Below are 24,383 nucleotides of genomic sequence, written 5' to 3' on the forward strand. Positions count from 1 at the left end.
GTCCTTGGCCAGCCGGAGCGTGCCGTACACTGGATACATCCCCCACTGTCGGTATTCCCTTAGTTCTGCGCGATAATGCCGTTTACGGTCTTGTCGAAGCGTCTGATTGTGTGTGGGCCCGCCTCTAAGCGGCGGGCAGTTTCATGTTTGGGAGCGCCGGCTAAAGAAAACGCCGCCAGGTCTCTCCGCAGCTTGCGGGTGGCCAGCGAAGCGGCGAAAAGCCCTGCCACGGGATTGGAATAGCGCCGGGCTTTGAGTCAGAGGACCGCGGACATTAATGTGCCGCGGCCACCGGTCCCCAGCTGAATACGAGGAACTGCCCCGTGTCTGAAAACACTGTTAATACCCTGCCCGAAAACACCGACGCCGCCCCGGCCGTCGAAGACGAGAACACCGTACTCTTTACCGACTTCGGCCTTGACGGCCGTGTCCTGGCAGCACTGACCGACGTCGGCTACGAGAAGCCGTCGCCCATCCAGGCCGCCACCATCCCCGTGCTGCTCGAAGGGCGCGACGTCGTCGGCCTGGCCCAGACCGGCACGGGCAAGACCGCGGCGTTTGCGGTTCCCGCCCTCTCCCGGATGGCCGAACTGCCGCCGACCAAGAACACCCAGATCCTGGTGCTGGCCCCCACCCGCGAACTGGCCCTGCAGGTGGCCGAGGCCTTCTCCTCCTATGCCGCACACATGGACGACTTCACCGTGCTGCCCGTCTACGGCGGCTCCGCGTACGGCCCCCAGCTGGCCGGCCTGCGCCGCGGCGCCCAAGTGGTTGTCGGTACCCCCGGCCGCGTGATCGACCACATCGAGAAGGGCTCGCTGGACCTGTCCGAACTCCAGTACCTGGTGCTGGACGAGGCCGACGAGATGCTGCGCATGGGCTTCGCCGAAGAGGTCGACCAGATCCTCTCCAAGACCCCGGAAAGCAAGCAGGTTGCCCTGTTCTCGGCGACCATGCCGACCGCCATCCGCCGGATCGCGAAGAAGTACCTGAAGGACCCGGCCGAGATCACGGTCAAGGCCAAGACCACCACGGGCACCAACACCCGCCAGCGCTACCTGCAGGTCATGGGCCCGCACAAGCTGGATGCCATGACCCGGATCCTGGAAGCCGAAGATTTCGACGGCGTCATCGCCTTCGTGCGCACCAAGATGGCAACCGAGGACCTGGCCGACAAGCTCAAGGCCCGCGGCTACCGGGCCGCCGCCATCAACGGCGACATCCCTCAGCAGCAGCGTGAGCGCACCGTCGAGGCCCTGCGCGACGGCAAGATCGACATCCTGGTCGCCACGGACGTTGCCGCCCGCGGGCTGGACGTCGAGCGCATCACCCTTGTGGTCAACTACGACATCCCGCACGACACCGAGTCCTACGTGCACCGCATCGGCCGCACCGGCCGTGCGGGCCGCTCGGGCGACGCCATCCTGTTCATGACCCCGCGCGAGAAGTACCTGCTGCGGGCGATTGAGAAGGCCACCCGCCAGCCCGTCGAGCAGATGAACCTGCCCTCGGCCGAGACCATCAACAACCTGCGCATGAGCAAGTTCGCGGAACAAATCACCGAAACGCTGGCTTCCGAGGACGTCTCGATGTTCCGCGACCTGATCGCGAACTACGAGACCGAGCACGACGTCCCCGCCGCCGAGATTGCGGCCGCGCTGGCCGTCATGGCTCAGGGCGGACGTCCGCTGCTGGTCCAGGACCTGCCCGAAGCACCGAAGGGCCAGCGCGAGCGTGCCGGCGGCGGACGCGACAGCATGAATTCGCGCGGCCCGTCCCGCACCCTGACCGAGGGCAATGCTACGTACCGGATCGCCGTGGGGCGCCGGAACCGCGTGATGCCCGGGTCCATCGTCGGCGCCATCGCCAACGAGGGCGGCCTGTCCGCCGCGCAGATCGGCGGCATCGACATCCGCTCGGACCACTCGCTGGTTGAGCTGCCCGCCGACCTGAGCAAGGACCAGCTGCGCGCGCTGTCCAAGACCCGCATCGGCGGCGAGCTGATCCACCTGGAGCTGGATGGCGGCCGCAAGCCGCGCCGGGACCGCGACGACGTCGCCAGCGGACACCGCGGCGGCTTCCGCAGCGACCGGAGCGACCGGCCGTTCAAGAAGAAGTTCGACGGCGAGCGCCCCTACAAGAAGAAGTTTGAAGGGGACCGTCCGTACAAGAGCGACGGCGAACGCAGCTTCAGCGGCGACCGCAGCGACCGTGGATTCGGCGGGGAGCGCAGCGACCGTGGGTTTGGCGCCGCGCGCAAGCCGCGCCACACGCGCGACTGACCTGGCCGGTGGCTTCCAGCCAGTCATCCCCCTCCGGGGCATCTGTCATGGACAGGTGCCCGGAGGCATTTAACGGCCCCGCCGCTTTCAGGCAACGGACCCGCACCTTCCAAGCAACGGCCCCCGCCCGCCGCTTTCGCCCAACGGCTCCGCCCCGCTACGTTCAACCAGTGGGCCGGGTGCCGGAGACCACCGTGGAGGTGTACTCCTCGGCGCGGGCGATGGCCGGCACCAGTCCGCGTGCTTCGAAAACGCCGGCCGCTGCCTCCGCCTGTCGCTCGCTCATCTCCACCAGGACGGATCCGCCCGGCGCGAGCCAGTCCGGTGCCCCCTCCGCGACCCGCCGCATGACCGCCAAGCCGTCAGGACCGCCGTCGAGCGCCCGCCATGCCTCATGGAGGCGGGCTTCGGGCGGCAGCAACATGATCTCCCCAGTGGGCACGTAGGGGACGTTCGCGGTCAGCACGTCGACGCGGCCCCGCAAGGCCGCGGGCAGCGCCGCGTAGAGGTCGCCCGTGTGCACCTGTGCCGCCGGCAGGTTTGTCCGCGCGCACGCCACCGCCGCCGAATCCACATCTGCGGCGTGCAGTTCGGCGGGCCCGAGCAATCCACCCAGCGCCGCCCCCACGGCGCCCGAGCCACAGCACAAATCGACGACGACGCCGGTGGCCGCCGGGGCCAAAGCCGCAGCCTGCCGGACGAGGAACTCCGTCCTCCGCCGGGGGACGAAAACCCCGGGGGCCACGTAGATACGCAAGCCGCAGAACCCGGCCCAACCCAGGACATGTTCCAGGGGCGCCCCGGCTTCCCGCTGTTCCACCCTGGCGGTAATGGCTTCCAGGGGACCGCCCTCGGCCAGCAGCAGGGCGGCCTCTTCCTCGGCAAAGACGCAGCCTGCGGCGCGTAGCCGGGAGACGATGTCGTCCCGGGCCAACGGCGGGGAAACCTGCATGGGGGAGTCCTTTCGAATGACGCCAGAGTACCCTTTCGCCCGCGTTCTCGTGACCGCCTCGGTGTGACCTTGGCTGCAGTTTGTGCACCCGAAACGCCGCCGGAGACAAGCTGCCCGGCACGGTCCGCGGAGGAGACCGCCGTCGGGCGTGTGGCCTTCACCACGAGGCACGATTCCGATTTCATCCAGGGGCAAATTGCTGGTAATGTATTTCTCCGTTGCCCCCCTAGCTCAGTGGTAGAGCGCGTTCTTGGTAAGAACGAGGTCACCGGATCGATTCCGGTGGGGGGCTCTGAATGGCAAAGCCCGCGTCTGCGTCGCGAGACGCAGCGCGGGCGCTCCCATTCGTGGCGGTGTAGCTCAGCTGGTTAGAGCGCACGACTCATAATCGTGAGGTCCCCGGATCGAGTCCGGGCACCGCTACCAAGACCCTGAGGGGCCCGATCGGAACACCAGTTCCGGCCGGGCCCCTCGGCTGTTAAGACGCCCGCCGCTTACCCGAAACGCCGCCGGCGGCCGCAGCGGGTCAGGGGAGCTCTCACTTCCTTCACTAGAGTGGACGCCATGCCTGCCCTGTATCTCGCACACGGCATCGCCTGGACCTCCGCGGGCCCCCGGCTGCGCCTCGCAGCTCCGGACGGCACGCCGGAAGACCTGCCCGTGACGCAGGGGTCGAGGCTGGGCTTCCGGGTGATGGACCCCCGGCGCTACTGCCTGGGCAGCCATCGGGTACTTTCTGCCGATGAACGCACGCACGTGCCGTGCCGCCTGCAGGCTCCGGCGGAGCGGGGCCACCAATGTGTGAATTGCTTCCTCAACGACGACCTGCGCTTCATGCATGACAGCCACCGCAGCGGCCGGGCACCCGAGGGGCTGCTGGCCTACCTCGCCCAACCCCATTGGCTGTATGTGGCGACGTTCGCGAACGGCGCCAGCAAGGTGGGAACGGCTGCCCACGTGCGGAAATCGTTACGGTTGGCCGAACAGGGCGCAGTTGCCGCCCGCTACGTCGCCCGGACGCGGGACGGACGGGTGGTCCGGGTACTCGAGGACACGGTCTCGGGAAATACTGCCCTGACGCAAGCCGTCCGCGGCGCCGCCAAGTTCGCCGGGCTGCTGACCCCGCTGCCGGTGGCCGAGGTGGACCGGCTCAACTCCGGCCACGCAGCGACGGTGCGCGAACTGCTGCCTGCCGTTCAGCTGGAGGGCTTCGACGTCGTCGACGAGCAATGGCAGGTTCCGGCGCTGGCGGCGCCGGTCTTGGCGCATGGCGTCAAAAGGGGCTACCCCGGCGGTTTTGCCTCGGGTGACCACGGGTTCATCGTGGAGGGCCTCCTGGGCAGTGTCGCGGCCGCGCGGCTTCAAGACGACGGGCCGCTCTTCCTGGTGGACCTGGGCGGGGTGAAGGGCCGCCGGATCGCAGTCGGCGAATATGTCTCCGAGCAGCCCCTCCTGCAGGAACAGTTGTTCTAGGCGAATGAGGGCAGGCGTTGCGCACCCGGGTCCGAAGCCTGGGCGCGCGCGGCTTCGCGGTTCGGCCGGTAGGGGACGTGGCCGGTAACCTTGAGGTATGAATCCTTGGGACCTCGGCTCGCCGCTTTACCGCAAGCTGGTCATCTCTGCCATGGTGCTGATCGGCGTCGGGATCCTCCTGTCCGTCATCGCCGCCTCGGCAAGCATCCATTGGCTGATCTGGACTGCACTGGCCGCCATCATCACGGGCCTGCTGACCCATCTGGCCGGGCTGCTGGTCCGGTTCCGTGACGCCCGGGCCCGGCAAGCAGCCGCCGGCCCACGGGGCACACCTCCAGCGAAGCGTCGATAGTCCCATCCACTCCATCTGAAGGAGATCCATGTCCGAGCATGCCGGGGTCAACCCCGACCTCGCCGGCCGCACCTACCCGGCCGGCCCCGCCTATACCGTAGGCCGCGAGAAGATCCGGGAGTTCGCTTCGGCGGTCAAGGCCACGCATCCAGCGCACTTCAACGTCGAAGCCGCACAGGAACTGGGCTACGGCGACCTGGTGGCTCCTCCCACCTTCGCGATCATCGTGGCCCAGCGCGCGGATGCCCGGCTGATCGAGGACCCTGACTCCGGCATCGATTTCTCCCGGGTGGTCCATGCGGACCAGCGGTTCGTGCACCACCGGCCGATCGTCGCCGGCGACGAACTGGTGGCCGAGCTGCACGTCGACCAGGTGCGCGCCATGGGCGGCGGGGCCATGATTACCACCCGTGCGGAAATCAGCACCCTCGCCGGCGAGAAAACGGCCACCACCACATCGTCGATCCTGGTGAGAGGGGAAGGCCAGTGAGCGTTGAACTGAACGAACTGACTGTTGGCCAGGACATCGGCTCGCGGAGCATTCAGGTTTCCCGCGCGGACCTCGTCAGGTACGCCGGAGCGTCCGGTGACTTCAATCCAATTCACTGGAACGGACGCTTCGCCGAGCAGGTGGGCCTCCCCGGCGTCATCGCCCACGGTATGTTCACCATGGGCGCCGCGGTGCAGCTGGTGACGGACTGGATCGGCAACCCGGCCGCCGTCGTCGACTACCAGACACGCTTCACCAAGCCGGTCCTCGTGGAGGACCTTGACGGACCCGGCGCCACGATCGAGGTCAGCGGTGCCATCGGGGCCGTCGACCAGGACAACGGCACGGCGCGCGTCGACCTGACCGTGACCGCTGCAGGCGTGAAAGTACTGGTCAAAGCCCAGGCGGTCGTCAGGATTTGGTAATCCACACCGCGCATACGGCGCATACCACCGCGCACACGGCGCTGGAGAGGCCCACACCGTGACCGAAACGATTCTTGCGCCGCTGACTACGCTCGGTGTGGGCGGGCCCGCACCGCGATTCATTGAGGCCGGCACAGAGTCCGAGATCATCGAGGCTGTCCGCACCGCCGACGAGTCCGGAGACCACCTGCTCGTTATTGGCGGCGGATCCAATCTCGTGATTTCCGACGACGGTTACCCCGGCACCGTGGTGGGCATCGCCAGCAGCGGCTACAGCGTCCGGGAGCATGATGGCGCCGTCGGACTGACGGTACAGGCGGGCCAGCCATGGGACGAACTGGTAGCGCTGACGGTCGACAACGGATGGGCCGGACTGGAAGCCCTCTCGGGCATCCCCGGACTAACTGGGGCAACGCCGGTTCAGAACGTCGGCGCTTACGGGTCCGAGGTCTCGCAGACCATCGTTCGGGTCCGCACCTGGGATCGGAAGACTGGGTCCGTCCAGGAATTCGCGAACCGTGACCTCAAATTCGGCTACCGGGATTCGATCCTGAAACAGAGCACGTCCAATGGATCTCCGCGCTTCGTCGTGCTGGAAGTCGAGTTCCGCTTAGCCCTCAGCCGCCAGAGCCATCCCGTCCGTTACGCCGAGTTGGCACGCGTGCTTGGCGTTGATGTCGGAGGCGTGGCCAAAGCCGCCGACGTTCGCCGTGAGGTGCTTCGGCTCCGCGCCTCCAAGGGCATGGTCCACGATTTAGCCGACCGGGATACGTTCAGCACCGGATCGTTCTTCACGAACCCCATAGTCGACATGGACATAGCGGAGAAACTGCCGGCGAACGCGCCACGCTGGCCCGCCGAGGACAAGGCCAAGCTGAGTGCTGCCTGGCTGATTGACCACGCAGGCTTCTCGAAGGGCTTTGGACTTTCCGGCACGTCGAACGGTCCCCTCAGCGGCTACGAGGTGGCAGGCGGCCGCGCCTCCCTGTCGACCAAACACACGCTGGCGATCACCAATCGCGGCGGCGCGAGCGCCGAGGATATTCTGGCGATTGCACGGGCTGTCCGTGATGGAGTTGAACGGTCCTTCGGGATCCGGCTTCAGCCCGAGCCGCTTTTGATTGGCTGCAGTCTGTAGCTGCAGGCCTCCTGTCCGCCCGGCCTCCTGTCTGCCTGGTTTAGTCCACGGCGGGTTGTGAGCGCCCTGGGGTCGGACCGCGTGCCCGGTGCCGGCAGGAGGCGCGCGTCCTATGACTGCCCGAGCATCTCGGACATGAGGTTGTGGTCCGCTGCCGCAGGTTCCTGCCGCGTGAGGTGGGTGAAGTAGGCCGCGGTGCCTGCCAAGGCCATCAGGCCTCCGCGTTCGAAGGCTTCGCGCTGCAGCTGGGAGCCCGTGCCCCGGGTCAGGACCTGCTGGGACAGGAGCTTGATGCTGGTCTCGTCCCCGGCGTCGGCGAGGGCCTCCCGGGTGTGCTCCAAGAGCATCGCGATCACAGTGCCGGCCGGGCAAGGAACGCCGGTGAGGGGATGCAGGAGATTACCGGCGACGCCCCAGCGGCTGGCTTGCCAAGCGGCCAGCCGGAGTATGGACGCCGGAACCGGTGCAGGGGGCAGCCCGGACCTCCACTCTCTCGCTGCCGTCTCCACCAGGGCCCTCGACAAACCGGCGATCAACACGGTATCGCCGGCCTGAAGGCAGACATCGGCGACCCGGATCTCGACCGTCGGGTGCTTGTGGGACAGCCGTGCGTCGAGATAAAGCATCGCGTGATCGAGTACGACGCCGCTGTCCAGGGCCTGCCTGAGCGAGCGGTGATATGCGGCCGCCGAGCCGAATATTTCCGTTGGCCCGGTGCCCGGCCAGCGCAGCCAGGCCTGCGTCCTGTAACCGGCGTACCCCGTGTCGCGGCCGTGCCAGAACGGGGAGTTGCTGCTGAGGGCGGCGAGGACGGGAAGCCAAATCCGGATGCGGTCCAGCACAGCCACCCCTTCCTCCTCAGAATCCACACCGACATGGACGTGGCAGCTGGAAGTCAAGGATTCTTCGGCGGTCAGCCCGAACTGTGCCCTCAGCGCCTGGACGCGGGCATCAGGCGCTGGATGCGGTGCGGCCGGGGACGGTGATGTGGCAAGCGCGACGGCCCTGGCTCCGGAGGCGCGGGCACAGGCGTCGGCCAAAGCTCTTCCGGCCAAAATTTCGGCTGCCAGATCGGACAAGGTGGAGCGCGGCGGGCCGATAACCTCGATCTGCTCCTGTTGGAGTTCGGTCGCGAGCGTCGGGCCGGTGGAGGGTGCGGCAGCGGCCGAGCCCGTTTGTCCGGGTTCCTGGCCTTCTGCCCCTGTGCGGCGGTACCGGTCCATCACGGCGGCCGCGCGCGGCACGGACAGGCCGGTGGCGGGGTCGACCAGCAGTAACTCCTCTTCGACACCGAATGTGCGCATGCAACCACCTTTCGTAGGGTCTTTGCCGATGACAACGGCCGGGATGTCTCTGCAAAGCCCGGCCCACCAAAAGAGTACGGGCGGGAACCCTGGTGGTCCACAGCGGCAACTGTCACCGCCCCACAGTCCTATCGACCATCAACAGCGACAACCCCGCGCCGGGCGTCCAGGCCACGCCGTGGGGGAGGGCCTCGAACATTCGGAGTTGCGGTCCGGCGCGGCTGCCCCTAGGGCAGGTCTTCCCGGGTGATCGCCGCACCAGTCTGCCGGACGTCGACTTCCGGTGCTCCTGCTGGCCGTGGAGTGCGCTGTTGTTCCACGCGGCCCTTGGAACGAGCGGCGAGTTCGTCATGCCGGATCATGAACCGGATGATGCTCGGGCGAAGCGCACGGAGATTGACCAGACCGCTGCCGCAAAGCCAGCAGACCAGGCGGTAGCTGTGGTTCACCTGAACCAAACGGTCCGTACCGTGGTCCATCAGCCAATCGGGCGACAAGAACTCATGCATCGGTGGCAGCAGATATTCGGCGGGCAGTAGCCGTGCGAAGGCACCTTGCGGCTCAAAGCACTGTTCCAACTGGAGCATCATCCACCATTCTTCGGAGAGGTAGGCAGGACCGCAGGTTTCCAGAAAGCGCCGCAAGTGAGCCTCCAACCGGAGTGAACGGTCGGCTCGAATTGGTCTTATCTGACGTTGTTGGGCGAAGAAATCCTGGAGCGCATCGTCAATTCTTGCCTTGGGCCTCGCGTACCTTGTCACTGTCGATCCTCTTGATGTGTGTTTCGCTTCCGATCGGTTGGATCGATAGCGGGGTTTCTAGAACGGCGGTGCGCCGTCGTCCCACAAACCGTCCGTGACTCCGTCGCCGCCCGTGTCGCTTCGGGGACTGTTGGCTCCGTTGTTCGGGCTTTCTGTGGCATCTCCCTCGCCGCCGGTGTTGCCTTGGGAACTGTTGGCTCCCCCGTCCGGGCTTTCCGTGCTGCCAGCCTGGCCCGCTGCGGTGGGGCAGGTGAGGGCCCAGCCGTCGTCGGGGGTGGTGGTGTGGGTGTGGCCGGAGCGGGTGGTGAAGTGGAGGGTGCCGTCGGGGTCCTGAGTGACGGTGGTGCCGGCGTGGTGTTTGGTTTTATGGTCGGGTTTGCATCGGGCGCTGAGGTTTTCGGGGACGGTTTTGCCGCCGTCTTCCCAAGCGATGGTGTGGTCGATGTCGCAGTGGTCCGCGGGGACGGTGCAGCCGTAGTCGCGGCAGTGGCGGTCGCGTAGCCGGACGAGGCGTTTGAGCCATTCGGGCGGGTGGCGCAGGTCTTTGGCGGCGGCGATGGCTTGGCCGTGGTCGTCGGTGAGCACGGTCAGCCAGGATTTGGCCAGCGCGGCAAGGTCGCGGGTCATGTCGGGCGGGATGGGCCCGTATCCGGTGAGGTCGCCGGGTGCTTCGGCGAGCCGGAGCAACGTTTGCAGGGGCGCGGTGACGGCGACGGAGGCGGTCACGTTCCCGCCCCCGCAGGTACAGGGCCCTTGCCTTGCCATCCCGGTGGTTGCGGTCCCTTGGGCGGCGCCTGGCCCTGTCTCGGCAACGGCCGGGATCTCTGAGCCGGTTTCTTGGGTGGTGCCCGTTACAGTTCCTGCGGCTGCAACTGCGGCTGCCGTTGCCGATCCGGCCGCCAGTCCGGAATCAGTCGCCAATCCCGGGCCGGTTGCCGCTGGGTTGGCGGCTGCTTCCGCCCTTGCCGTCGCCGTGCCGGCGGCGGTGTCTGTGGCGGGCTGGTAGGCGTGGTCGGGGTAGCGGAGAAGCATGTCGGTGAACACGTCGGCGCGGAGTTGGCCCAGGGTGCGGGTTTCGTCGGCGGTCTGCAGTTTGCGGGCGTGGGCCTGCATGAGGTTGTAGGCGAGCAGGGCTTTGTCCGCGCTGGTGCGGATGTAGAGCTCGGCCATCCCGTCGTCCTGGGGCTGGTACTGGACGGTGCGGCGTTCCATTGCTGCTTTGTGCCGGGTTTCGAGGGGTTCGGGGTGCAGCCGGTCGCGGGCGGTGCGGGCCCGGGCCTGGACGGATTCCAGGGTGATGGTCCCGGCGCCGGGAACAACCTTGGCTTCGTAGCCTGCCAAGGCCTCGGGCGGCAGGCCGGCGCCTTTGCGGGCGATGGCGGTGGCGCGGTCCAGATCGAGGTCGCCTTTGTCGAGGGCGGCGAGGGTGGCGGGCAGGCAGGTGGCGATCTGGTGGGCGTCGGCCAGTTCCGCGGCGGCGCGTTGGCGGGGCACGGCCAGGATGGGCGCGAGCTCGTGGGCGGCGTGCCGGCAGATCCCGTCCGGTGCCCCGGCGTCGGCGCCGGTGGCCGGGCGGAGCACCGCCAAGCGGTGCACGGCCCGCAGCCGGCGGGACTGGGTCCAGGCCTCGTGTTTGCGCACCGCCTGGAGGTAGTCGAGGGTCGACCAGTCGTCCAAGGTAGCCGGGTCGGTGCCCGCGAGCAGGCCGGCCAGTTCCGCCGGCCCCAGTTCCTGCCAGTCCTCTGCCCACCCCTGCCGCGCCGGTACCGAAACCGCGGAGGCGTCCGGAGAGTTTGTAAGCGCTGCGTCGCCCGTTGCTGGCCGCCCGGTGTCCGCGCAGCCGGGTTCCTCAACGTCGTTGGCGGCCTCGTGCGGGGCAGCACCGGGCCCCGGGCCGCGGGGTGCAGGGGCACCGACGGGAGGGTTGGAGATTGCGTTCTCTGGCGGCCCCTGGGGCTTGTCGAAGTCATCGGCGGCACCGTCGTCGGGCAGGGCAGGGGTGCCGGAGTGTTCCTCCGGCTCCTGTGCCTCGTCCAACGGTTCTGCTGCCATACTTCAACGCTACGCAGCCCACGCCGGGGGTAGAACGGACATTCGACGAAAGTGCATAACGTGCCGCCGTCCCTTGCCTGTGGAGGAAAAGTCGGCAGGCGAACGGTTGCTCGCGGCCCCACCAGTGCCTGTCGAGGACAAATCGGCAGGCGAAGAGTTCGACGCGGAGCCGTCGAGTGCTGTGGAGGATAAGTCGACTGCGGTGTAGGTAATGCGGTGGATCAGGGACAGTGCGGCGTAGCAGGATCCATGGACAGCCTGTGCCGAAGGAGGAGAGCGTCCGGTCCGACGGCAGGAGCCCGCCCCCAAAAAGGGACGGGCTCCACGTGGCGTTGGGCTTCCCAGCACCGGGCTTCTCACGCCTTCGGGTTCACGACGTCACGCGGCTCAGGCGCTCAAAGCGTCCGCCGGGACTCTCAGCCGGCTGCAGGTCCTAGAGGTTGCCGGTGGCGATGCGCAGCATGCGGCGCAGCGGTTCCGCCGCACCCCACAAGAGTTGGTCGCCCACAGTGAAGGCGCTGATGTACTCGGGCCCCATTTCCAGCTTGCGGATACGGCCTACCGGGATCTCGAGCGTGCCGCTGGCCGCCACGGGCGTCAGGTGCTCCATGGTGGCTTCCTTGGTATTGGGAACCACGCGGGACCACTCGTTGTCGGCGTCGATGATCCGCTCGATTTCGGCCACCGGCAGGTCCTCGGTGAGCTTCAACGTCAGGGCCTGCGAGTGCGACCGCATGGCGCCGATGCGGACACACAGGCCGTCGAACGGTATGCGCTTGTCGTCGCTCAGCCCCAGGATCTTGTTGGTCTCGGCCGGGGCTTTCCATTCTTCCTTGGACTGCCCGTTGCCCAGGTCCTTGTCGATCCACGGGATAACGGAACCGGCCAGCGGCACGCCGAACTGGGAGGAATCCAGTTCGGGGCTGCGCTGCTGCGCCAGGATCTTGCGGTCGATTTCCAAGATGGCGGAGGAGGGCTGTGCCAGTTCATCGGCCACCGCGGCGTTCAGCGTACCGAACTGGTTCAGCAGCTCGCGCATGTGCCGGGCGCCGCCGCCGGAGGCCGCCTGATAGGTCATGGACGTGCCCCACTCGACGAGGCCGTTCTTGAACAGGCCCCCCAGGCCCATGAGCATGCAGGAGACGGTGCAGTTGCCGCCGATGAATTCCTTCACGCCCCGCGCCAGACCAGCGTCGATCACGTCGCGGTTCACCGGATCCAGCACAATGATGGAGCTGTCCTGCATCCGCAGGGTGGACGCCGCGTCAATCCACAGGCCGTCCCAGCCGGCGTCGCGCAGTTTCGGGTAGACCTCTGCGGTGTAGTCGCCGCCCTGCGCCGTCAGGATGATCGGCAGCTTAGCCAGCGTCTCGATGTCGTACGCGTCCTGCAGTTTGCCGGCACCCGCAGCGAAGGCCGGGGCGTCGCCGCCAGCGTTCGACGTGGAGAAAAACACGGGGTTGATGAGGTCGAAGTCGCCTTCATCCTGCATGCGCTGCATGAGGACGGAGCCGACCATGCCGCGCCAACCGATCAGGCCGACGGACTGGGCAGATGAAGTGGCTGCAGGGGAAGTCATGCATTCCATTTTACGGACGGGGTCAATTTAAGCGCTCTGAGTTACACGAGTTAGGCGCTGCGGGTTGCACAAAGTGGGCAGAGTTACACAGCGTGGGCGGATCGCATGCGTCAGACGTACGACGGCGGTGCCCGCCGTCGGTGTTTCGCGCAGCGTGGGTGCCGCACGCCGCGGGCTTACTCCTGGCCGCGGACCCAGAGCGAGATGCGGTAGCGGGTGCCGTTGGCCGCGGTGTGCCAGTCCTCGGTGGGGGTGACGCCGTCGAACTTCCAGTCCGGGCCGAGCTGCGGGGCGTACGTGTCGCCGTCCGTCTCCATGTCGATGACCGTCACAGACGCCGCGTTGGCATGCTGCTTGGCGAGGTTGAAGATCTCGCCGCCGCCCAAGAACCAGATTTCGTCGCTGCCCGGGCTGGCAGCCGCCTCCGCCAGGGCGTCTTCGATGGTTTCGACGACGACGGCGCCCTCCGCGGCCAGCTGCCCGCGCAGTTCGGGCCGCCGGCTGACCACGATGTTGGTGCGTCCGGGCAGCGGCCGGTACTTGTCCGGGAAGGACTCCCAGGTCTTGCGTCCCATGATCACGGGATGGTTCAGGGTGGTCCGCTTGAAGTGCGCCAGGTCCTCCGGCAGGTGCCAGGGCATGCCGCCGTCGCGGCCGATGACGCCGTTGCTGGTCTGTGCCCAGATCATGCCGACCACCGGCGCGGCGAACTTCCCGGACCATCCGACTCCGAGCACGGCTTCGGCGACGCTGTCCGGGTAGGGACGCGCGGCGAGGTGGTCGGCGCTCATACGGCCACCGGTGCCTTGATGGCCGGGTGGTGCTGGTAGTCGGCCACCTCGAAGTCCTCCAGCGAGTAGTCGAAAATGCTCTCCGGCTTCCGCAGGATGTTGAGCGTGGGGTAAGGATACGGGGCGCGCGAGAGCTGCTCGCGGACCTGGTCCACGTGGTCGTCGTAGACGTGCACGTCTCCGCCGGTCCACACGAATTCGCCCGGCTCCAGGCCCACCTGCTGGGCCAGCATCAGGGTGAGCAGCGCGTAGGAAGCGATGTTGAAGGGCACGCCCAGGAACATGTCGGCGCTGCGCTGGTACAGCTGGCAGGAGAGCTTGCCGTCCGCCACGTAGAACTGGAAGAACGCGTGGCACGGCGGCAGGGCCATGTTCTTGATGTCCGCCACGTTCCACGCGGACACGATGTGCCGGCGCGAATCCGGATTGTTCCTCAGGTCCTCGACCAGTTGGGCGATCTGGTCGATGTGCCCGCCGTCGGGCGTGGGCCAGGACCGCCACTGCACCCCGTAGACCGGGCCGAGCTCGCCGTCGGCGTCAGCCCATTCGTTCCAGATCTTCACGCCGCGTTCCTGCAGCCATTTCACGTTCGAGTCGCCGCGCAGGAACCACAGCAGCTCCAGCGCCACGGACTTGAAATGCACGCGCTTGGTGGTGATCAGCGGGAAACCCTGGGCCAGGTCGTAGCGGAGCTGGCGGCCGAAGACGCTGCGGGTGCCGGTGCCGGTGCGGTCGGATTTGGCCGTGCCGTTGGCCATGACGTCGCGCAGCAGGTCCTCGTACGGGGTGGGAATCGCGTTCACAGCGTCCAGTGTAGTTGAGGTGCCTGGTTCAGCCGGGCGGCGGCAGGGCGCGGCGACTCACGGCCGGGAAGGGTCCTGCGGGCTGGAGGGTCCGTTGCCGGGGAAGCTGTGCCCGTGCCCGCCGTCGCCGCGAAGGCCGTGCCCCTTCCGGCCGCTGCCGGGCCGGCCGTGGGCCTGCGGCACCGGGTGGCCGACGTGGGCCGCGACGGACCGGTGCGGGCGCGACGGGCCGGGCAGCAGCGCCAGCACGATCGCGGCCAGGTACAGCACGGCGGCGGTGATCCGCAGCGCGGTATGCGCGCCGGGGGAGAGCTGGTGCAGGTGCAGTGCGACACCGCCGTCGAGGAACCAGCCCCACGCCGCCGGATGCGAGGTGAGCAGCTGGGCGGTCAGGGCAATCAGCCCGGCTGCGGTCATCCGGGCCAGCCGAAAGGCCGAGACCCGGCGCAGCAGGTTGTCCGCCCCCGGAGTCGCCTCGAGCAGCGGCGGGCGGCGGTGCACCAGCAGGAGGGTGGCGGCACCGAGCAGGAGCAGCGCCAGCCCGACGACGGCGCAGGCGGCCAGCAGGTCCGGCAGGCGGCCGGGGGCCGCCAGGTTGAACCCGATAACCGCCGCCAGCAGCACCGCCCCGGCGGCCACGGCGGTGAGCATCGGCCGCGCAACCAGGCCGAGGGCGGGCCACGGCTTGGCGGCCGGACCGGGCCGGACCGCGGGGCCGTGCCCGGCGATGGACGGGGCGGCGGGCCTGGTGTGGCCGCGCCACAGCCGGATCTCTCCGGCGGCAATGGCGCCCAGGAACAGGGCGGCCGGAACGGCTATCGCGAGTGGCAGCAAGGGCAGCGGTGAAGCGGGGGCACCGGCGGGCGCGGCGTCGACCACGGTCACGGGCGCGGCGAAACTGGCCCAGCTCCCGAACAGCAGCAGCGCCAGCACCGTCACGATGGTCCCGGCGGTGCGCGCCGTCGTCGTGATTCCCAGGCCCGCGGCGAAGCTGCCGCGGTACGGGACAGGCGGGGAGGAAGCATCCCCCGGTGGGTCGGCCCTGGACAGGGGCGGCGGCCGCCAGAGGGCCATGGCGATCATCAGCGCGACGGTCGTTCCGCCGGCAAGCTGCTGGACGGGTTCCCATCCCGTCGCGGGCGCGGGCCCGTCGGGCAAGAGGTGGGGCCCCTGCGCGTTGGCGAAGCTGACCGCCATGGTGCCGAGCGAGGCGAAAAGCAAGGTAGCGGTGCGGAACAAGCGGTTGATCAGGATTCGTCGCAGGATGGCGTTGTCCTCGCGGCTGAGCGAGTCCAGGGAGCGCCGGCGCACGATGACCGCCGTCGCTGCGGCGACGCCGGCTGCGAGGGTGAGGATGCCGATCAGCAGGATCGGAGCGAAGTAGCCGCCGGATTGCCGGCCGGTGAAGTCCCCGGAAATTTCGACGGCGTCGAAGGTCCGGGTGCCGCTGACGCCTTCGATGCCCGGCAGCTCGCGGATGGCTGCCGCCGCCGCCACGGCCAGCGCTGCCGTCGCGGCCATCACCGCGAGCAGCCCCCGCGGGAGGTAGTCGCGGATGCGCCGGGCGGTGATGTCGGCCCGGCGGACGCTGCCTCGGGGCCTCGGCCAGCTGTACTGGCCGATGATGTAGATCCCGGCCAGGCTGACCAGCGGCACCAGGAGGATCAGCAGCCCGGCCAGCCAGGACGGTTGCGGGGCGTGGCCCGGGGCGTAGTAGTACGCGGGGATGCGCCCGACCTCCGACGCCGCGGACAGGCCACTGGCGAAGAACGCGACGAGCGCGGTCCAGAACGCGTGCATCCGGGCCGCCTCGCGCGCGGAAGCATCGGAAGCGCCCGAAGCCGCGGACGGGGCGGCGGATGGAGCGCGCCCGGCGTCGCTGTGGCCCGCTATGAACCGCAACACCGCGTAGATGATGACGGCGCCGATCAGCAGGCCGGTCATGGTGCTGGTGAGCGAGCCCACGTTCCCCCTCGTGCTGCATCAATGGATCAACTATTGATACAAACAAACAGGCGGTCAAGAGGCTGTCGCTGCGCCCGCAGGCGGCGGTTTCAGTCGTCGTAGGCCTCGAGGATTTCGAGCGCGACGATGCGCCCGCGCCGCTGCTTGGCGATGTGGCAGACCAGCACGGCTCCCGGCCGCAGGTAGGGGTCGTCCGTGGGCAGCTGCGCGGCGAGTTCGGGATCCATTCGGTCGGCCAGCACGTTGAACAGGTTCGGCAACACCGGCCGGTGGCTGCAGACGGCGGTGGGCTTCCCCTTGTCGAGCATCTGGACGAGGGCGGCCCGGGCCTTCTTCGGGTTGCGCTCGTTGTTGTGCTCGGTGATGGCCTCGACGGTCCGCAGCTTGGTCTGGGTGTGCAGCACGTACGGGGTGACGGTCTGCACGCAGCGCAGCCAGGGGCTCGAGACGATCCGCTTGGGTTTCCACGCGGACAGCATCCGGCACACCGCCAGCGCCTGCCGCCGCCCGGTGGCCACCAGCGGGCGCTCGCCCTCGGCCTGCGACCAGGCGGACCGCGGTTTGGCCTTGGCATGGCGGACGACGACGAACGGATAGGTATCGAGTTCGTCCCGCCGGTGCGCGGCCTCCAACGCGTCCAGCGGTTCCACGTCGGAACGGTTGGAAAGGAGTCCGCGGGCCTCGTCGGGCGGACACCACAGCACGCGGTCCACCTCGTCGCCGTCGGGCACGGGGTCCTGTCTCTCCAGCTTGGCGGCCCAATACACCACCTGCTTGAGACCGGCCCTGACTCGGTACCGGATGGTGGGCAGCGGGATGCCCAGCCGCACCTGGACGCCGATCTCCTCGTGCACCTCGCGGACGGCGCACTCGGGCGTGGTTTCGCCCCTGTCCAGCTTGCCCTTGGGCCAGGACCAGTCGTCATAGCGCGGCCGGTGGATCAGCAGCACTTCCAGCCGGCCCTGGCGGACGCGCCAGCACAAAGCCCCGGCGGCGGTGATCTTGACGCCCGGGGGAGCGCCGGCGTCGCTGGTCTTGCTCTGCGTCATCAGCGGCGGGTGGCGGTGCGCTGGCGGGAGCGGGAGGCGAGCAGCCAGGACTGGATGTCGGACAGCGGGTTGCCGTCGTCGTCCTTGTGGTGCCTGGTCCACGTGCCGTCGCTGTCCAGGTGCCAGCTGGCGGTGGCGGGGTCCATGTAGCGGTCCATCAGGGCCAGCAGGTCGTTGATGTCCTCGCGGGAGTTCAGTTGCACCAGCGCCTCCACGCGGCGGTCGAGGTTGCGGTGCATCATGTCGGCGGAACCGATGTAGACCACCGGCTCGCCGCCGTTGGCAAAGCCGAACACGCGCGAATGTTCCAGGAACCGGCCGAGGACGGAACGGACCCGGATGTTCTCGCTCAACCCCGGAACGCCCGGGCGCACGGCGCAGATCCCCCGGACAATCACGTCCACCCTCACGCCGGCCTGCGAGGCGCGGTAGAGCGAGTCGATGACGGCCTCGTCCACCATCGAGTTCACCTTGATCACCACGCGGGCGGCACGGCCGGCCTTGCTGTTGGCGATCTCCTTCTCGATCCGGTCGATCAGTCCGGAGCGCACCGACCGCGGGGCCACCAGCAGGCGCTTGAACGTGGACTTCGGGGCGTAGCCGGAGAGCTGGTTGAACAGCTTGGACAGGTCCTCGCCCACCTGGTAGTTCGACGTCAGCAGGCCAAGGTCCTCGTAATAGCGTGCGGTGCGCGGGTGGTAGTTGCCGGTGCCGATGTGGCAGTAGCGGCGCAGCCCGTCGCCTTCCTGGCGGACCACCAGCGAGAGCTTGCAGTGGGTCTTCAGGCCCACGATGCCGTAGACCACGTGGACGCCGGCCTGTTCCAGCTTCCGCGCCCAGTCGATGTTTGCCTGCTCGTCGAACCGGGCCTTGATCTCCACCAGCGCCAGCACCTGCTTGCCCGCTTCGGCGGCGTCGATCAACGCGTCCACGATCGGCGAATCGCCCGAGGTCCGGTACAGGGTCTGCTTGATCGCCTGCACCTTCGGGTCGGTGGCGGCCTGTTCCAGGAAGGCCTGCACGGAGGTGGAGAACGAGTCGTACGGATGGTGCAGCAGAATGTCGCGCCGGCGCATGGCCGCGAAGACGTTCGCCGCCTTGGACGTTTCGCTTTCGTTCAGGTGGCGGCTGGTGTGCGCCAGCTGCTTGGGGTACTTCATGTCCGGCCGGTCGATCTGGTAGATCGCCTCCACGCCGCGGAGGTCCAGCGGCGCCGGCAGTGCGTACACCTCGGATTCATCGACGCCGAGCTCGCGCACCAGCAGCTCGCGCACGCTGGGGTTGATGTCCGTGGCCACTTCCAGCCGCACGGGCGGTCCGAACCGGCGGCGCAGCAGTTCCTTTTCCAGCGCCTGAAGCAGGTTTTCGGCGTCGTCCTCTTCGACTTCCAGGTCCTCGTTGCGGGTGACCCGGAAGGTGTGGTGTTCCAGCACCTCCATGCCCTGGAAGAGCAGGTCCAGGTGCTGGGCGATGACGTCTTCCAGCGTGATGAAGCGGGCCGTGCGGCCGGGGACCGAGCCGGCGCGGGGGCCGTCCACGGGGATCAGCCGCGAGAGCTGGTCCGGCACCTTGAGGCGGGCAAAGAGCTCCTTCTCGCTCACCGGGTTGCGCACGACCACGGCCAGGTTCAGGGAGAGCCCGGAGATGTACGGGAAGGGGTGGGCCGGGTCCACCGCCAGCGGCGTCAGGATCGGGAACACCCGCTCCCGGAACATCACGGAGAGTTCGGTGCGCGCCGCCTCATCCAACTCATCCCAGCGCACGATGTGGATGTGCTCGTAGGCCAGCGCCGGGCGGATCTGCTCGGCGAAAATCCGGGCATGGCGCTGCTGCAGCTTGTGCGCGGCAATCTTGATCTGCTCCAGCTGCTCGCTCGGGGAGAGCCCTGCGGCGGACGGCACCGCCAACCCGGTGGCGATCCGGCGCTTCAAGCCTGCCACCCGGACCATGAAGAACTCGTCCAGGTTGGAGGCGAAGATGGACAGGAAGTTCAGCCGCTCCAGCAGGTAGAGGTCTTCGTCCTCGGCCAGTTCCAAGACCCGTGCGTTGAAGTCCAGCCAGCTGATTTCCCGGTCCAGGAAGCGTTCCAGGGTGAAGTCCCCGTCGGGCGCGAGCGAGGGGGCGAATTCCGGAATGTCGATGCGGTCCTGGGTGGCGCGGGCAGGAACCATCTCGGAGGACCCTAGGCGGGGAATGGCTGCGGCTTCGGGTTCGATGACCATGCTCTCTCCTGCGGCGTTGGGGCGGGCCGGACATACCTCATCGTAGAGGCGCCAGATAGCTATAAGGTTACCGACTATTGCGCGCCGGCCTGCCCCTGCGGTGCGTACATCACATCCGTATCCCAGCGGGTGAAACCAAGCTTGCGGTAAAGCGCCACGGCGGGCTCGTTGTCCGCGTCGACGTAGAGCATGATGGCGTGCTCGCCGGCGTCCTGCAGGTGCTTGATGCCGGCGATGGTCAGCGCCTTGCCCAGCCCTGTGCCCTGCGCCTGCGGGGTCACGCCCACGACGTAGACTTCGCCGATGGACGGGTGGCTGCCCGAGCGCGGGTGCACCTTGGTCCAGTGGAACCCCAGCAAACCGCCGCCGTCCTCGCGCTCGGCCAACAGGAAGCCGGCCGGATCGAACCAGTCCTCGGCCATCCGGGCCTGCAGGTCGGCGAGCGTCATGGCGCCCTGTTCGGGGTGGTCGGCGAAGGCTGCGGCGTTGGCGGCAAGCCATGCCTCCTCGTCCCGGCCGGGCACGAAGGAACGGATGGCGACGCCGGGCGGCAGCTCGGCGGCCGGCAGGCCCGCCGGGTGGGTCAGGCGCATCCGCCACAACTCGCGGACCGGGGCGAAACCGAAGCGCGCGGCCAGCCGACCCGCGGCCTCGTGGCCGCCGTGCGACCAGGCCTTCAGGTTGGGCAGCCCGGTGTGGTGCTGAACCGCCTCTACCAGCCGGGTCCCGACGCCTTCGCCGCGGTAGGAAGGGTGCACCACCAGTTCCAGGACGCTTTCGGCGCCGGGGGCGGTGGCCAGGCTGACGACGGCGACGCCAGCCAGCGCGGTCGCCGTGGCGGGATCCGAGCGCTCCTCGCCGGCATACGTCGCCAGCACCATCACGTCGGCCGACTCGGGGGAGCGCAAATTCACCCAGGTCTGTTCGGAGAGCGGGGGGTTGCCGTCGGACTCCTCGGCGGCGGCGGCCAGCGCCTTGATGTCCGCGAGGGTCTCGGCGTCGGGGGCGCCCTTGATGGTCAGCACGGGCCAGAGGTCCGAATCCGATGCAGTCATGAGCACAGACTATCCGAGCAGCCTCTTGGCGCGGGAGGGCGCGGCGGTTTGCGGGGAACCGCCGTCGGGTGCTGGTTCCCCCGCCTAACCCGATGCGTCAGCCGCTCACGCCGCTGGGTTCTTCTTCCGCCTCGCGGACCAGGGTGAAGCGGTAGCCGACATTGCGGACCGTGCCGATCAGTTGCTCGTGGTCCGGGCCCAGCTTGGCGCGCAGCCGCCGCACATGCACGTCGACCGTGCGCGTGCCGCCATAGTAGTCGTAGCCCCAGACCTCGTGCAGCAGCTGGTCGCGGGTGAACACCCGGCCCGGGTGCTGGGCCAGGTACTTGAGCAGTTCGAATTCCTTGTAGGTCAGGTTCAGCGGCTGCCCGCCGACGCGCGCGCTGTAGCTGGCCTCGTCGATCACCACGCCGGAAGCGTGGATTTCCGTCCCGGTGTCCTCTTCGCCGGCATGGGCGCGGGCGATCACCAGCCGCAGCCGCGCCTCGACTTCGGCCGGTCCGGCGGTCACCAGCACCACGTCGTCGGCAAGCCAGTTGGCGCTGACGGCGGCCATGCCGCCTTCGGTGAGCACCAACATCAGCGGTGCCCCGAGCCCGGTGGCCTTCAGCAGTTGGGTGAGCGAGCGCGCCGCGGCCAGGTCCTTGCGGGCGTCCACCATGACCACGTCGGCCGGGTCGGCTTCCAGCAGGGCGGTCGGTTCGGCCGGCAGGATGTGGACCTTGTGGTTCAACAGCTCGAGGGCGGGCAGGACGTCGATGGACGAGCCGGAACTGTTGGTCAACAGCAGAATGTGCGGCATGGTTCCTCCAGGGGTTTTCGCGGCGCACATCATCGGGCTGGGCCCGGTAGGTCCTCACACACGCAGCGCACCCTGCCGGACGGTGGCATAAGTATAGCGCCGCGCCCTGCGGCGCCGCGGTTTCTCGCCGCGCCCCTGCGTCATAGGGCAGTATGACTAGCGTGAAAACGTGGATCGTCGCCGCAGCCGCTGCCGCCGTACTGTGCGCCGTCATCGGTGCCTCCTACCTGTCCCTCCCGGTGCTGACGGCAGTGGTGTGCGTCGCCGCGGTGGTGATCGGGATCGGCTGGCCGGTGCTGCTGGGCGTGCCGGCCAAAAAGACCCTCGCCGCCGTCATCTCCTTGGCAGGGATTGCGACGGCGGTGCTTGCCGGCCTCGCGCCCGCAGGCATGCCGCTGCTGTGGATGGCGGTGGTGATCGCGCTGGGCGTGATGGCCGTCTTCCTGATCCAGCTGCTCCGCGGCACCGGCCAGCCCCGGCGGCTCGAATCGACCTTCGGCGCCAGCGCCGGCCTGGTGCTCACCTCGCTGGGCGCCGGCTGGGTCGCTGCCGACCGGCTCTCGGCCAATTCGAACAATGGCGGCATGATGCTGGTGACCGGGATCAGCATGCTGGTGGCCATCGGCGTCTGCCTGCTGCCCTGGCCGGACCGGATCGTCGCGCCGCTGGGCGTGGTTTTGGCCCCGCTGGCGGGGGCGTTGGCCGCACCCTTGTTCTCCACCGTCCCGATGCTGCCCGCCGCGGCAGTGGGAGCCGTCGCCGGCATCATCCTGGTCAGTTTCCGCCGGCTCGTCCTGGCCGACGGCGGTCCCACCCGCCTGCCGGCGATGCTCGCCGTCGGCGCAGCCCCGGTCATGGCCGCCGGATCGTTGGTCTACTTCCTGGAGCGGATGCTGCTGCGCTGAATGAGCGAGGTCACAGCGCGGGCCGCGTCTCGAACAGGCATCCTCCGGTCCGGGCCGTTACTATGGAGCCATGTCTTATCTCGGTCTTGAAATCTTCTTCCTGTCCCTGCTGGTACTGGCAGGCCTGGCGATGGCCGGGTTCGCCTCGCTCGTGGTTGTCCGCCTGTTCAAGGGCCAGAAGTAAACAGCCCGGCACTGAACCATGCCGATTGAACTCCCGACGGAGCTGACCCCGGAGCTGGTGCCGCTGTCCTGGCTGCTGGGCACCTGGGAAGGTGCCGGCCGCTTGGGCGCGGGCGAGGAGGGGGACGAACATTTCGTCCAGAAGGCCACGTTCACGCAGAACGGCCTGCCCTACCTGCAGTACACCGCCGAAAGTTGGCTGACCGACGAGGATGGCAACCGGTTGCGCCCGCTGTCGGTGGAAACCGGCTTCTGGGCGCTGGACCGCAAGCTCAACGATGCCGACGTCGGCCCGGGCCTGGTCCCCGCCGAAATCGTGCCGGCCTTGCGGTCCGCGGACGAGGTCGAAGAGCTGCGCAACGCCGACGGCGGCTTCGACATCACCGCGACCATCGTGCATCCGGGCGGCATCTCCGAGCTTTACTACGGGCAGATCAAGGGTCCGCGCGTGCAGCTGAGCACCGACATGGTGATGCGCGGATCGCAGTCCAAGGACTACAGCGCCGCCACCCGCATCTTCGGCCTGGTCAACAACGATCTCTACTGGCGCTGGGACGTGGCCGAGGCGAAGGGCAAGGACCTGGCCCCGCACGCTTCGGCGATCCTCGCCAAGCGCGCCTAGCCGGCCGGGAATTTGGCGCGGCCGCCGGGAGTTGACGCCGATATGACCTACCGCAGCCCTTTGCTCCTGCAGCCCGGCGCCGTCGAAGCCTCCGGGGCCGACGCCGGCGTCGCCGCCCACTACTCCGACCCGCTGCGCGAACAACGCGCGCTGGCCCGCGGCGAGGCCGTGACGGACCTTTCCCACCGCGGGGTAGTGACGGTGGCCGGCGAAGACCGGTTGAGCTGGCTGAACACGCTCTCCTCGCAGCTGCTGTTGAACCTGAAGCCGGGCCAGTCCAGCGAAGCGCTGCTGCTCACGGTGCAGGGCCGGATCGAATACGACGCCCGCATCGTCGACGACGGCGAACGCACCTGGCTGATCGTCGAAGCCTTCGAGGCGGCGCCGCTGGCCGCATGGCTGGACTCGATGAAGTTCATGCTGCGGGTAGACGTTGCCGATGTCTCCGCCGACTGGGCGGTAGTGGGTTCGGTCAAGCCCGTCCCGGCCTTCGAGGGCCGCACCGTGTGGCAGGATCCGTGGCCGCAGATCGGTGCCGGCGGCTATGCCTACACCGGGATCGAGGAACCAAAGCACCCCGGCCTGGAACGGTCCTGGTACGAATACCTGCTGCCGGCGGCCGAACTGGAAACGGCCGCCTCCGGGCTGCAGTTGGCCGGGGTCTGGGCGGCCGAGGCGCTGCGGATCGCCGCCTGGCGGCCGCGCGTCGGGGCGGAGACCGACGAGAAGACCATTCCGCACGAACTGGACCTGATCCGTACCGCCGTGCACCTGGAGAAGGGCTGCTACAAGGGCCAGGAAACCATCGCCCGCGTGCACAACCTGGGCCGGCCGCCGCGCCGGTTGGTGTTCCTGCAGTTGGACGGCTCGCAGCACACGCTGCCGGTCCCGGGCAGCGACGTGATGCTCGGCGACAAACTCGTCGGCACGGTCACCTCCGCGGCGCAACACTACGAGATGGGACCGATTGCGCTGGCCGTGGTCAAGCGCTCGGTCGATCCGCAGGCGCAGTTGACGGTGCTGGACGCCGGCGAGAGCTACGACGCCGCCCAGGAAGTGATTGTCACTCCCGACGCAGGCCAGGTGGTCGGCCGGCAGACCGGGTTCCTGCGCCCGCCGCGCTGAGCCAGGTTGCGGCCGCGCCGCGCTGAGCCAGGTTCCTGCGTCCGCCGGCTGAG

The 24,383-nt window shown here is 68.5% G+C and carries 21 protein-coding genes and 2 tRNA genes; 11 read left to right on the forward strand and 12 right to left on the reverse strand.

What is annotated here, in order from left to right:
- Window positions 1-323: 323 nt before the first annotated feature.
- Window positions 324-2,282, forward strand: coding sequence for a DEAD/DEAH box helicase (locus AC5RUK_RS06505; RefSeq protein WP_494107609.1), 1,959 nt, complete (start codon window positions 324-326; stop codon window positions 2,280-2,282).
- A 163-nt stretch (window positions 2,283-2,445) separates the two neighbouring features.
- On the opposite strand, the gene AC5RUK_RS06510 is transcribed toward AC5RUK_RS06505, so the two are convergent.
- The gene (locus tag AC5RUK_RS06510) at window positions 2,446-3,234 is read right to left on the reverse strand and encodes a putative protein N(5)-glutamine methyltransferase (protein WP_494151693.1); all 789 of its coding nucleotides are present in this window, start codon (window positions 3,232-3,234) and stop codon (window positions 2,446-2,448) included.
- Between the two features lie 220 nt (window positions 3,235-3,454).
- On the opposite strand from AC5RUK_RS06510, the gene AC5RUK_RS06515 reads away from it, so the two are divergent.
- From AC5RUK_RS06515 to AC5RUK_RS06545, 7 genes are all read left to right on the forward strand, one after another.
- A tRNA-Thr gene (locus AC5RUK_RS06515) sits at window positions 3,455-3,526 on the forward strand.
- A gap of 57 nt (window positions 3,527-3,583) precedes the next feature.
- Window positions 3,584-3,660, forward strand: a tRNA-Met gene (locus tag AC5RUK_RS06520).
- 138 nt (window positions 3,661-3,798) lie between these two features.
- Entirely contained in the window at window positions 3,799-4,707 is a 909-nt protein-coding gene (locus tag AC5RUK_RS06525; protein ID WP_494151694.1) for a DUF2797 domain-containing protein, read from the forward strand.
- A gap of 97 nt (window positions 4,708-4,804) precedes the next feature.
- Window positions 4,805-5,059, forward strand: a complete 255-nt coding sequence (locus AC5RUK_RS06530) for a hypothetical protein (RefSeq protein WP_493989413.1) — start codon at window positions 4,805-4,807, stop codon at window positions 5,057-5,059.
- Between the two features lie 28 nt (window positions 5,060-5,087).
- Window positions 5,088-5,549, forward strand: coding sequence for an FAS1-like dehydratase domain-containing protein (locus tag AC5RUK_RS06535; protein ID WP_493989412.1), 462 nt, complete (start codon window positions 5,088-5,090; stop codon window positions 5,547-5,549).
- Entirely contained in the window at window positions 5,546-5,974 is a 429-nt protein-coding gene (locus tag AC5RUK_RS06540; protein ID WP_493989411.1) for a MaoC family dehydratase, read from the forward strand. Before AC5RUK_RS06535 ends, AC5RUK_RS06540 begins: the two co-directional genes overlap by 4 nt.
- 58 nt (window positions 5,975-6,032) lie before the next feature.
- Window positions 6,033-7,112 carry a UDP-N-acetylmuramate dehydrogenase gene (locus AC5RUK_RS06545; protein WP_494151695.1) on the forward strand — a complete coding sequence of 360 codons (1,080 nt, stop codon included), beginning with the start codon at window positions 6,033-6,035 and terminating at the stop codon, window positions 7,110-7,112.
- Window positions 7,113-7,222: 110 nt separating this feature from the next.
- Here AC5RUK_RS06545 and AC5RUK_RS06550 read toward each other — a convergent pair whose 3' ends face one another.
- The 11 genes from AC5RUK_RS06550 to AC5RUK_RS06600 all read right to left on the reverse strand — a co-directional run bounded on the left by AC5RUK_RS06550 (window position 7,223) and on the right by AC5RUK_RS06600 (window position 21,495).
- Window positions 7,223-8,416, reverse strand: a complete 1,194-nt coding sequence (locus tag AC5RUK_RS06550; RefSeq protein WP_494151696.1) for a carboxylate-amine ligase — start codon at window positions 8,414-8,416, stop codon at window positions 7,223-7,225.
- Between the two features lie 227 nt (window positions 8,417-8,643).
- On the reverse strand, window positions 8,644-9,060 hold the full coding sequence (locus tag AC5RUK_RS06555) for a hypothetical protein (RefSeq protein WP_494151697.1): 417 nt from the start codon (window positions 9,058-9,060) through the stop codon (window positions 8,644-8,646).
- A 174-nt stretch (window positions 9,061-9,234) separates the two neighbouring features.
- Window positions 9,235-11,229, reverse strand: a complete 1,995-nt coding sequence (locus tag AC5RUK_RS06560) for an HNH endonuclease signature motif containing protein (RefSeq protein WP_494151698.1) — start codon at window positions 11,227-11,229, stop codon at window positions 9,235-9,237.
- 433 nt (window positions 11,230-11,662) lie between these two features.
- Window positions 11,663-12,808 (reverse strand): aspartate-semialdehyde dehydrogenase, encoded by a 1,146-nt coding sequence (gene asd, locus AC5RUK_RS06565; RefSeq protein WP_494107617.1) that lies wholly within the window; start codon window positions 12,806-12,808, stop codon window positions 11,663-11,665.
- Window positions 12,809-12,984: 176 nt separating this feature from the next.
- Window positions 12,985-13,599, reverse strand: a complete 615-nt coding sequence (locus tag AC5RUK_RS06570; protein ID WP_494151699.1) for a dihydrofolate reductase — start codon at window positions 13,597-13,599, stop codon at window positions 12,985-12,987.
- Window positions 13,596-14,357, reverse strand: coding sequence for a thymidylate synthase (locus tag AC5RUK_RS06575; protein ID WP_494151918.1), 762 nt, complete (start codon window positions 14,355-14,357; stop codon window positions 13,596-13,598). The genes AC5RUK_RS06570 and AC5RUK_RS06575 overlap by 4 nt, the downstream gene beginning before the upstream one ends.
- Before the next feature lie 102 nt (window positions 14,358-14,459).
- On the reverse strand, window positions 14,460-16,367 hold the full coding sequence (locus AC5RUK_RS06580) for a hypothetical protein (protein WP_494151700.1): 1,908 nt from the start codon (window positions 16,365-16,367) through the stop codon (window positions 14,460-14,462).
- Window positions 16,368-16,456: 89 nt separating this feature from the next.
- Window positions 16,457-17,416 carry an NUDIX hydrolase gene (locus AC5RUK_RS06585; RefSeq protein WP_494151701.1) on the reverse strand — a complete coding sequence of 320 codons (960 nt, stop codon included), beginning with the start codon at window positions 17,414-17,416 and terminating at the stop codon, window positions 16,457-16,459.
- Window positions 17,416-19,638 (reverse strand): RNA degradosome polyphosphate kinase, encoded by a 2,223-nt coding sequence (locus tag AC5RUK_RS06590; RefSeq protein WP_493989402.1) that lies wholly within the window; start codon window positions 19,636-19,638, stop codon window positions 17,416-17,418. Before AC5RUK_RS06590 ends, AC5RUK_RS06585 begins: the two co-directional genes overlap by 1 nt.
- 74 nt (window positions 19,639-19,712) lie before the next feature.
- On the reverse strand, window positions 19,713-20,693 hold the full coding sequence (gene mshD / locus AC5RUK_RS06595) for a mycothiol synthase (RefSeq protein ID WP_493989401.1): 981 nt from the start codon (window positions 20,691-20,693) through the stop codon (window positions 19,713-19,715).
- Window positions 20,694-20,790: 97 nt separating this feature from the next.
- Window positions 20,791-21,495 (reverse strand): winged helix-turn-helix transcriptional regulator, encoded by a 705-nt coding sequence (locus AC5RUK_RS06600; protein ID WP_493989400.1) that lies wholly within the window; start codon window positions 21,493-21,495, stop codon window positions 20,791-20,793.
- A gap of 152 nt (window positions 21,496-21,647) precedes the next feature.
- Between AC5RUK_RS06600 and AC5RUK_RS06605 the strand changes: the two genes are divergently transcribed.
- The 3 genes from AC5RUK_RS06605 to ygfZ all read left to right on the forward strand — a co-directional run bounded on the left by AC5RUK_RS06605 (window position 21,648) and on the right by ygfZ (window position 24,330).
- Window positions 21,648-22,400: a hypothetical protein gene (locus tag AC5RUK_RS06605; RefSeq protein ID WP_493989399.1), complete on the forward strand. Its 753-nt coding sequence runs from the start codon at window positions 21,648-21,650 to the stop codon at window positions 22,398-22,400.
- 202 nt (window positions 22,401-22,602) lie between these two features.
- A complete protein-coding gene (locus tag AC5RUK_RS06610; protein ID WP_493980177.1) occupies window positions 22,603-23,205 on the forward strand; it encodes a nitrobindin family protein in 603 nt (200 codons plus the stop codon).
- Between the two features lie 42 nt (window positions 23,206-23,247).
- Entirely contained in the window at window positions 23,248-24,330 is a 1,083-nt protein-coding gene (ygfZ, locus tag AC5RUK_RS06615) for a CAF17-like 4Fe-4S cluster assembly/insertion protein YgfZ (protein ID WP_494151702.1), read from the forward strand.
- The last annotated feature ends 53 nt before the right edge of the window (window positions 24,331-24,383 follow it).

This window comes from Arthrobacter sp. Y3223065 (genome assembly GCF_059090885.1).

Excerpts from the sequence above, each read along its gene's own strand:
- asd (WP_494107617.1), bottom strand. The coding sequence starts at position 12,808 with ATGACTTCCCCTGCAGCCACTTCATCTGCCCAGTCCGTCGGCCTGATC.
- AC5RUK_RS06510 (WP_494151693.1), bottom strand. The coding sequence starts at position 3,234 with ATGCAGGTTTCCCCGCCGTTGGCCCGGGACGACATCGTCTCCCGGCTA.
- AC5RUK_RS06550 (WP_494151696.1), bottom strand. The coding sequence starts at position 8,416 with ATGCGCACATTCGGTGTCGAAGAGGAGTTACTGCTGGTCGACCCCGCC.
- AC5RUK_RS06560 (WP_494151698.1), bottom strand. The coding sequence starts at position 11,229 with ATGGCAGCAGAACCGTTGGACGAGGCACAGGAGCCGGAGGAACACTCC.
- AC5RUK_RS06575 (WP_494151918.1), bottom strand. The coding sequence starts at position 14,357 with ATGGCCAACGGCACGGCCAAATCCGACCGCACCGGCACCGGCACCCGC.
- AC5RUK_RS06525 (WP_494151694.1), top strand. The coding sequence starts at position 3,799 with ATGCCTGCCCTGTATCTCGCACACGGCATCGCCTGGACCTCCGCGGGC.
- AC5RUK_RS06530 (WP_493989413.1), top strand. The coding sequence starts at position 4,805 with ATGAATCCTTGGGACCTCGGCTCGCCGCTTTACCGCAAGCTGGTCATC.
- AC5RUK_RS06570 (WP_494151699.1), bottom strand. The coding sequence starts at position 13,599 with ATGAGCGCCGACCACCTCGCCGCGCGTCCCTACCCGGACAGCGTCGCC.
- ygfZ (WP_494151702.1), top strand. The coding sequence starts at position 23,248 with ATGACCTACCGCAGCCCTTTGCTCCTGCAGCCCGGCGCCGTCGAAGCC.
- AC5RUK_RS06610 (WP_493980177.1), top strand. The coding sequence starts at position 22,603 with ATGCCGATTGAACTCCCGACGGAGCTGACCCCGGAGCTGGTGCCGCTG.
- AC5RUK_RS06605 (WP_493989399.1), top strand. The coding sequence starts at position 21,648 with ATGACTAGCGTGAAAACGTGGATCGTCGCCGCAGCCGCTGCCGCCGTA.
- AC5RUK_RS06600 (WP_493989400.1), bottom strand. The coding sequence starts at position 21,495 with ATGCCGCACATTCTGCTGTTGACCAACAGTTCCGGCTCGTCCATCGAC.
- AC5RUK_RS06585 (WP_494151701.1), bottom strand. The coding sequence starts at position 17,416 with ATGACGCAGAGCAAGACCAGCGACGCCGGCGCTCCCCCGGGCGTCAAG.
- AC5RUK_RS06590 (WP_493989402.1), bottom strand. The coding sequence starts at position 19,638 with ATGGTCATCGAACCCGAAGCCGCAGCCATTCCCCGCCTAGGGTCCTCC.
- mshD (WP_493989401.1), bottom strand. The coding sequence starts at position 20,693 with ATGACTGCATCGGATTCGGACCTCTGGCCCGTGCTGACCATCAAGGGC.
- AC5RUK_RS06535 (WP_493989412.1), top strand. The coding sequence starts at position 5,088 with ATGTCCGAGCATGCCGGGGTCAACCCCGACCTCGCCGGCCGCACCTAC.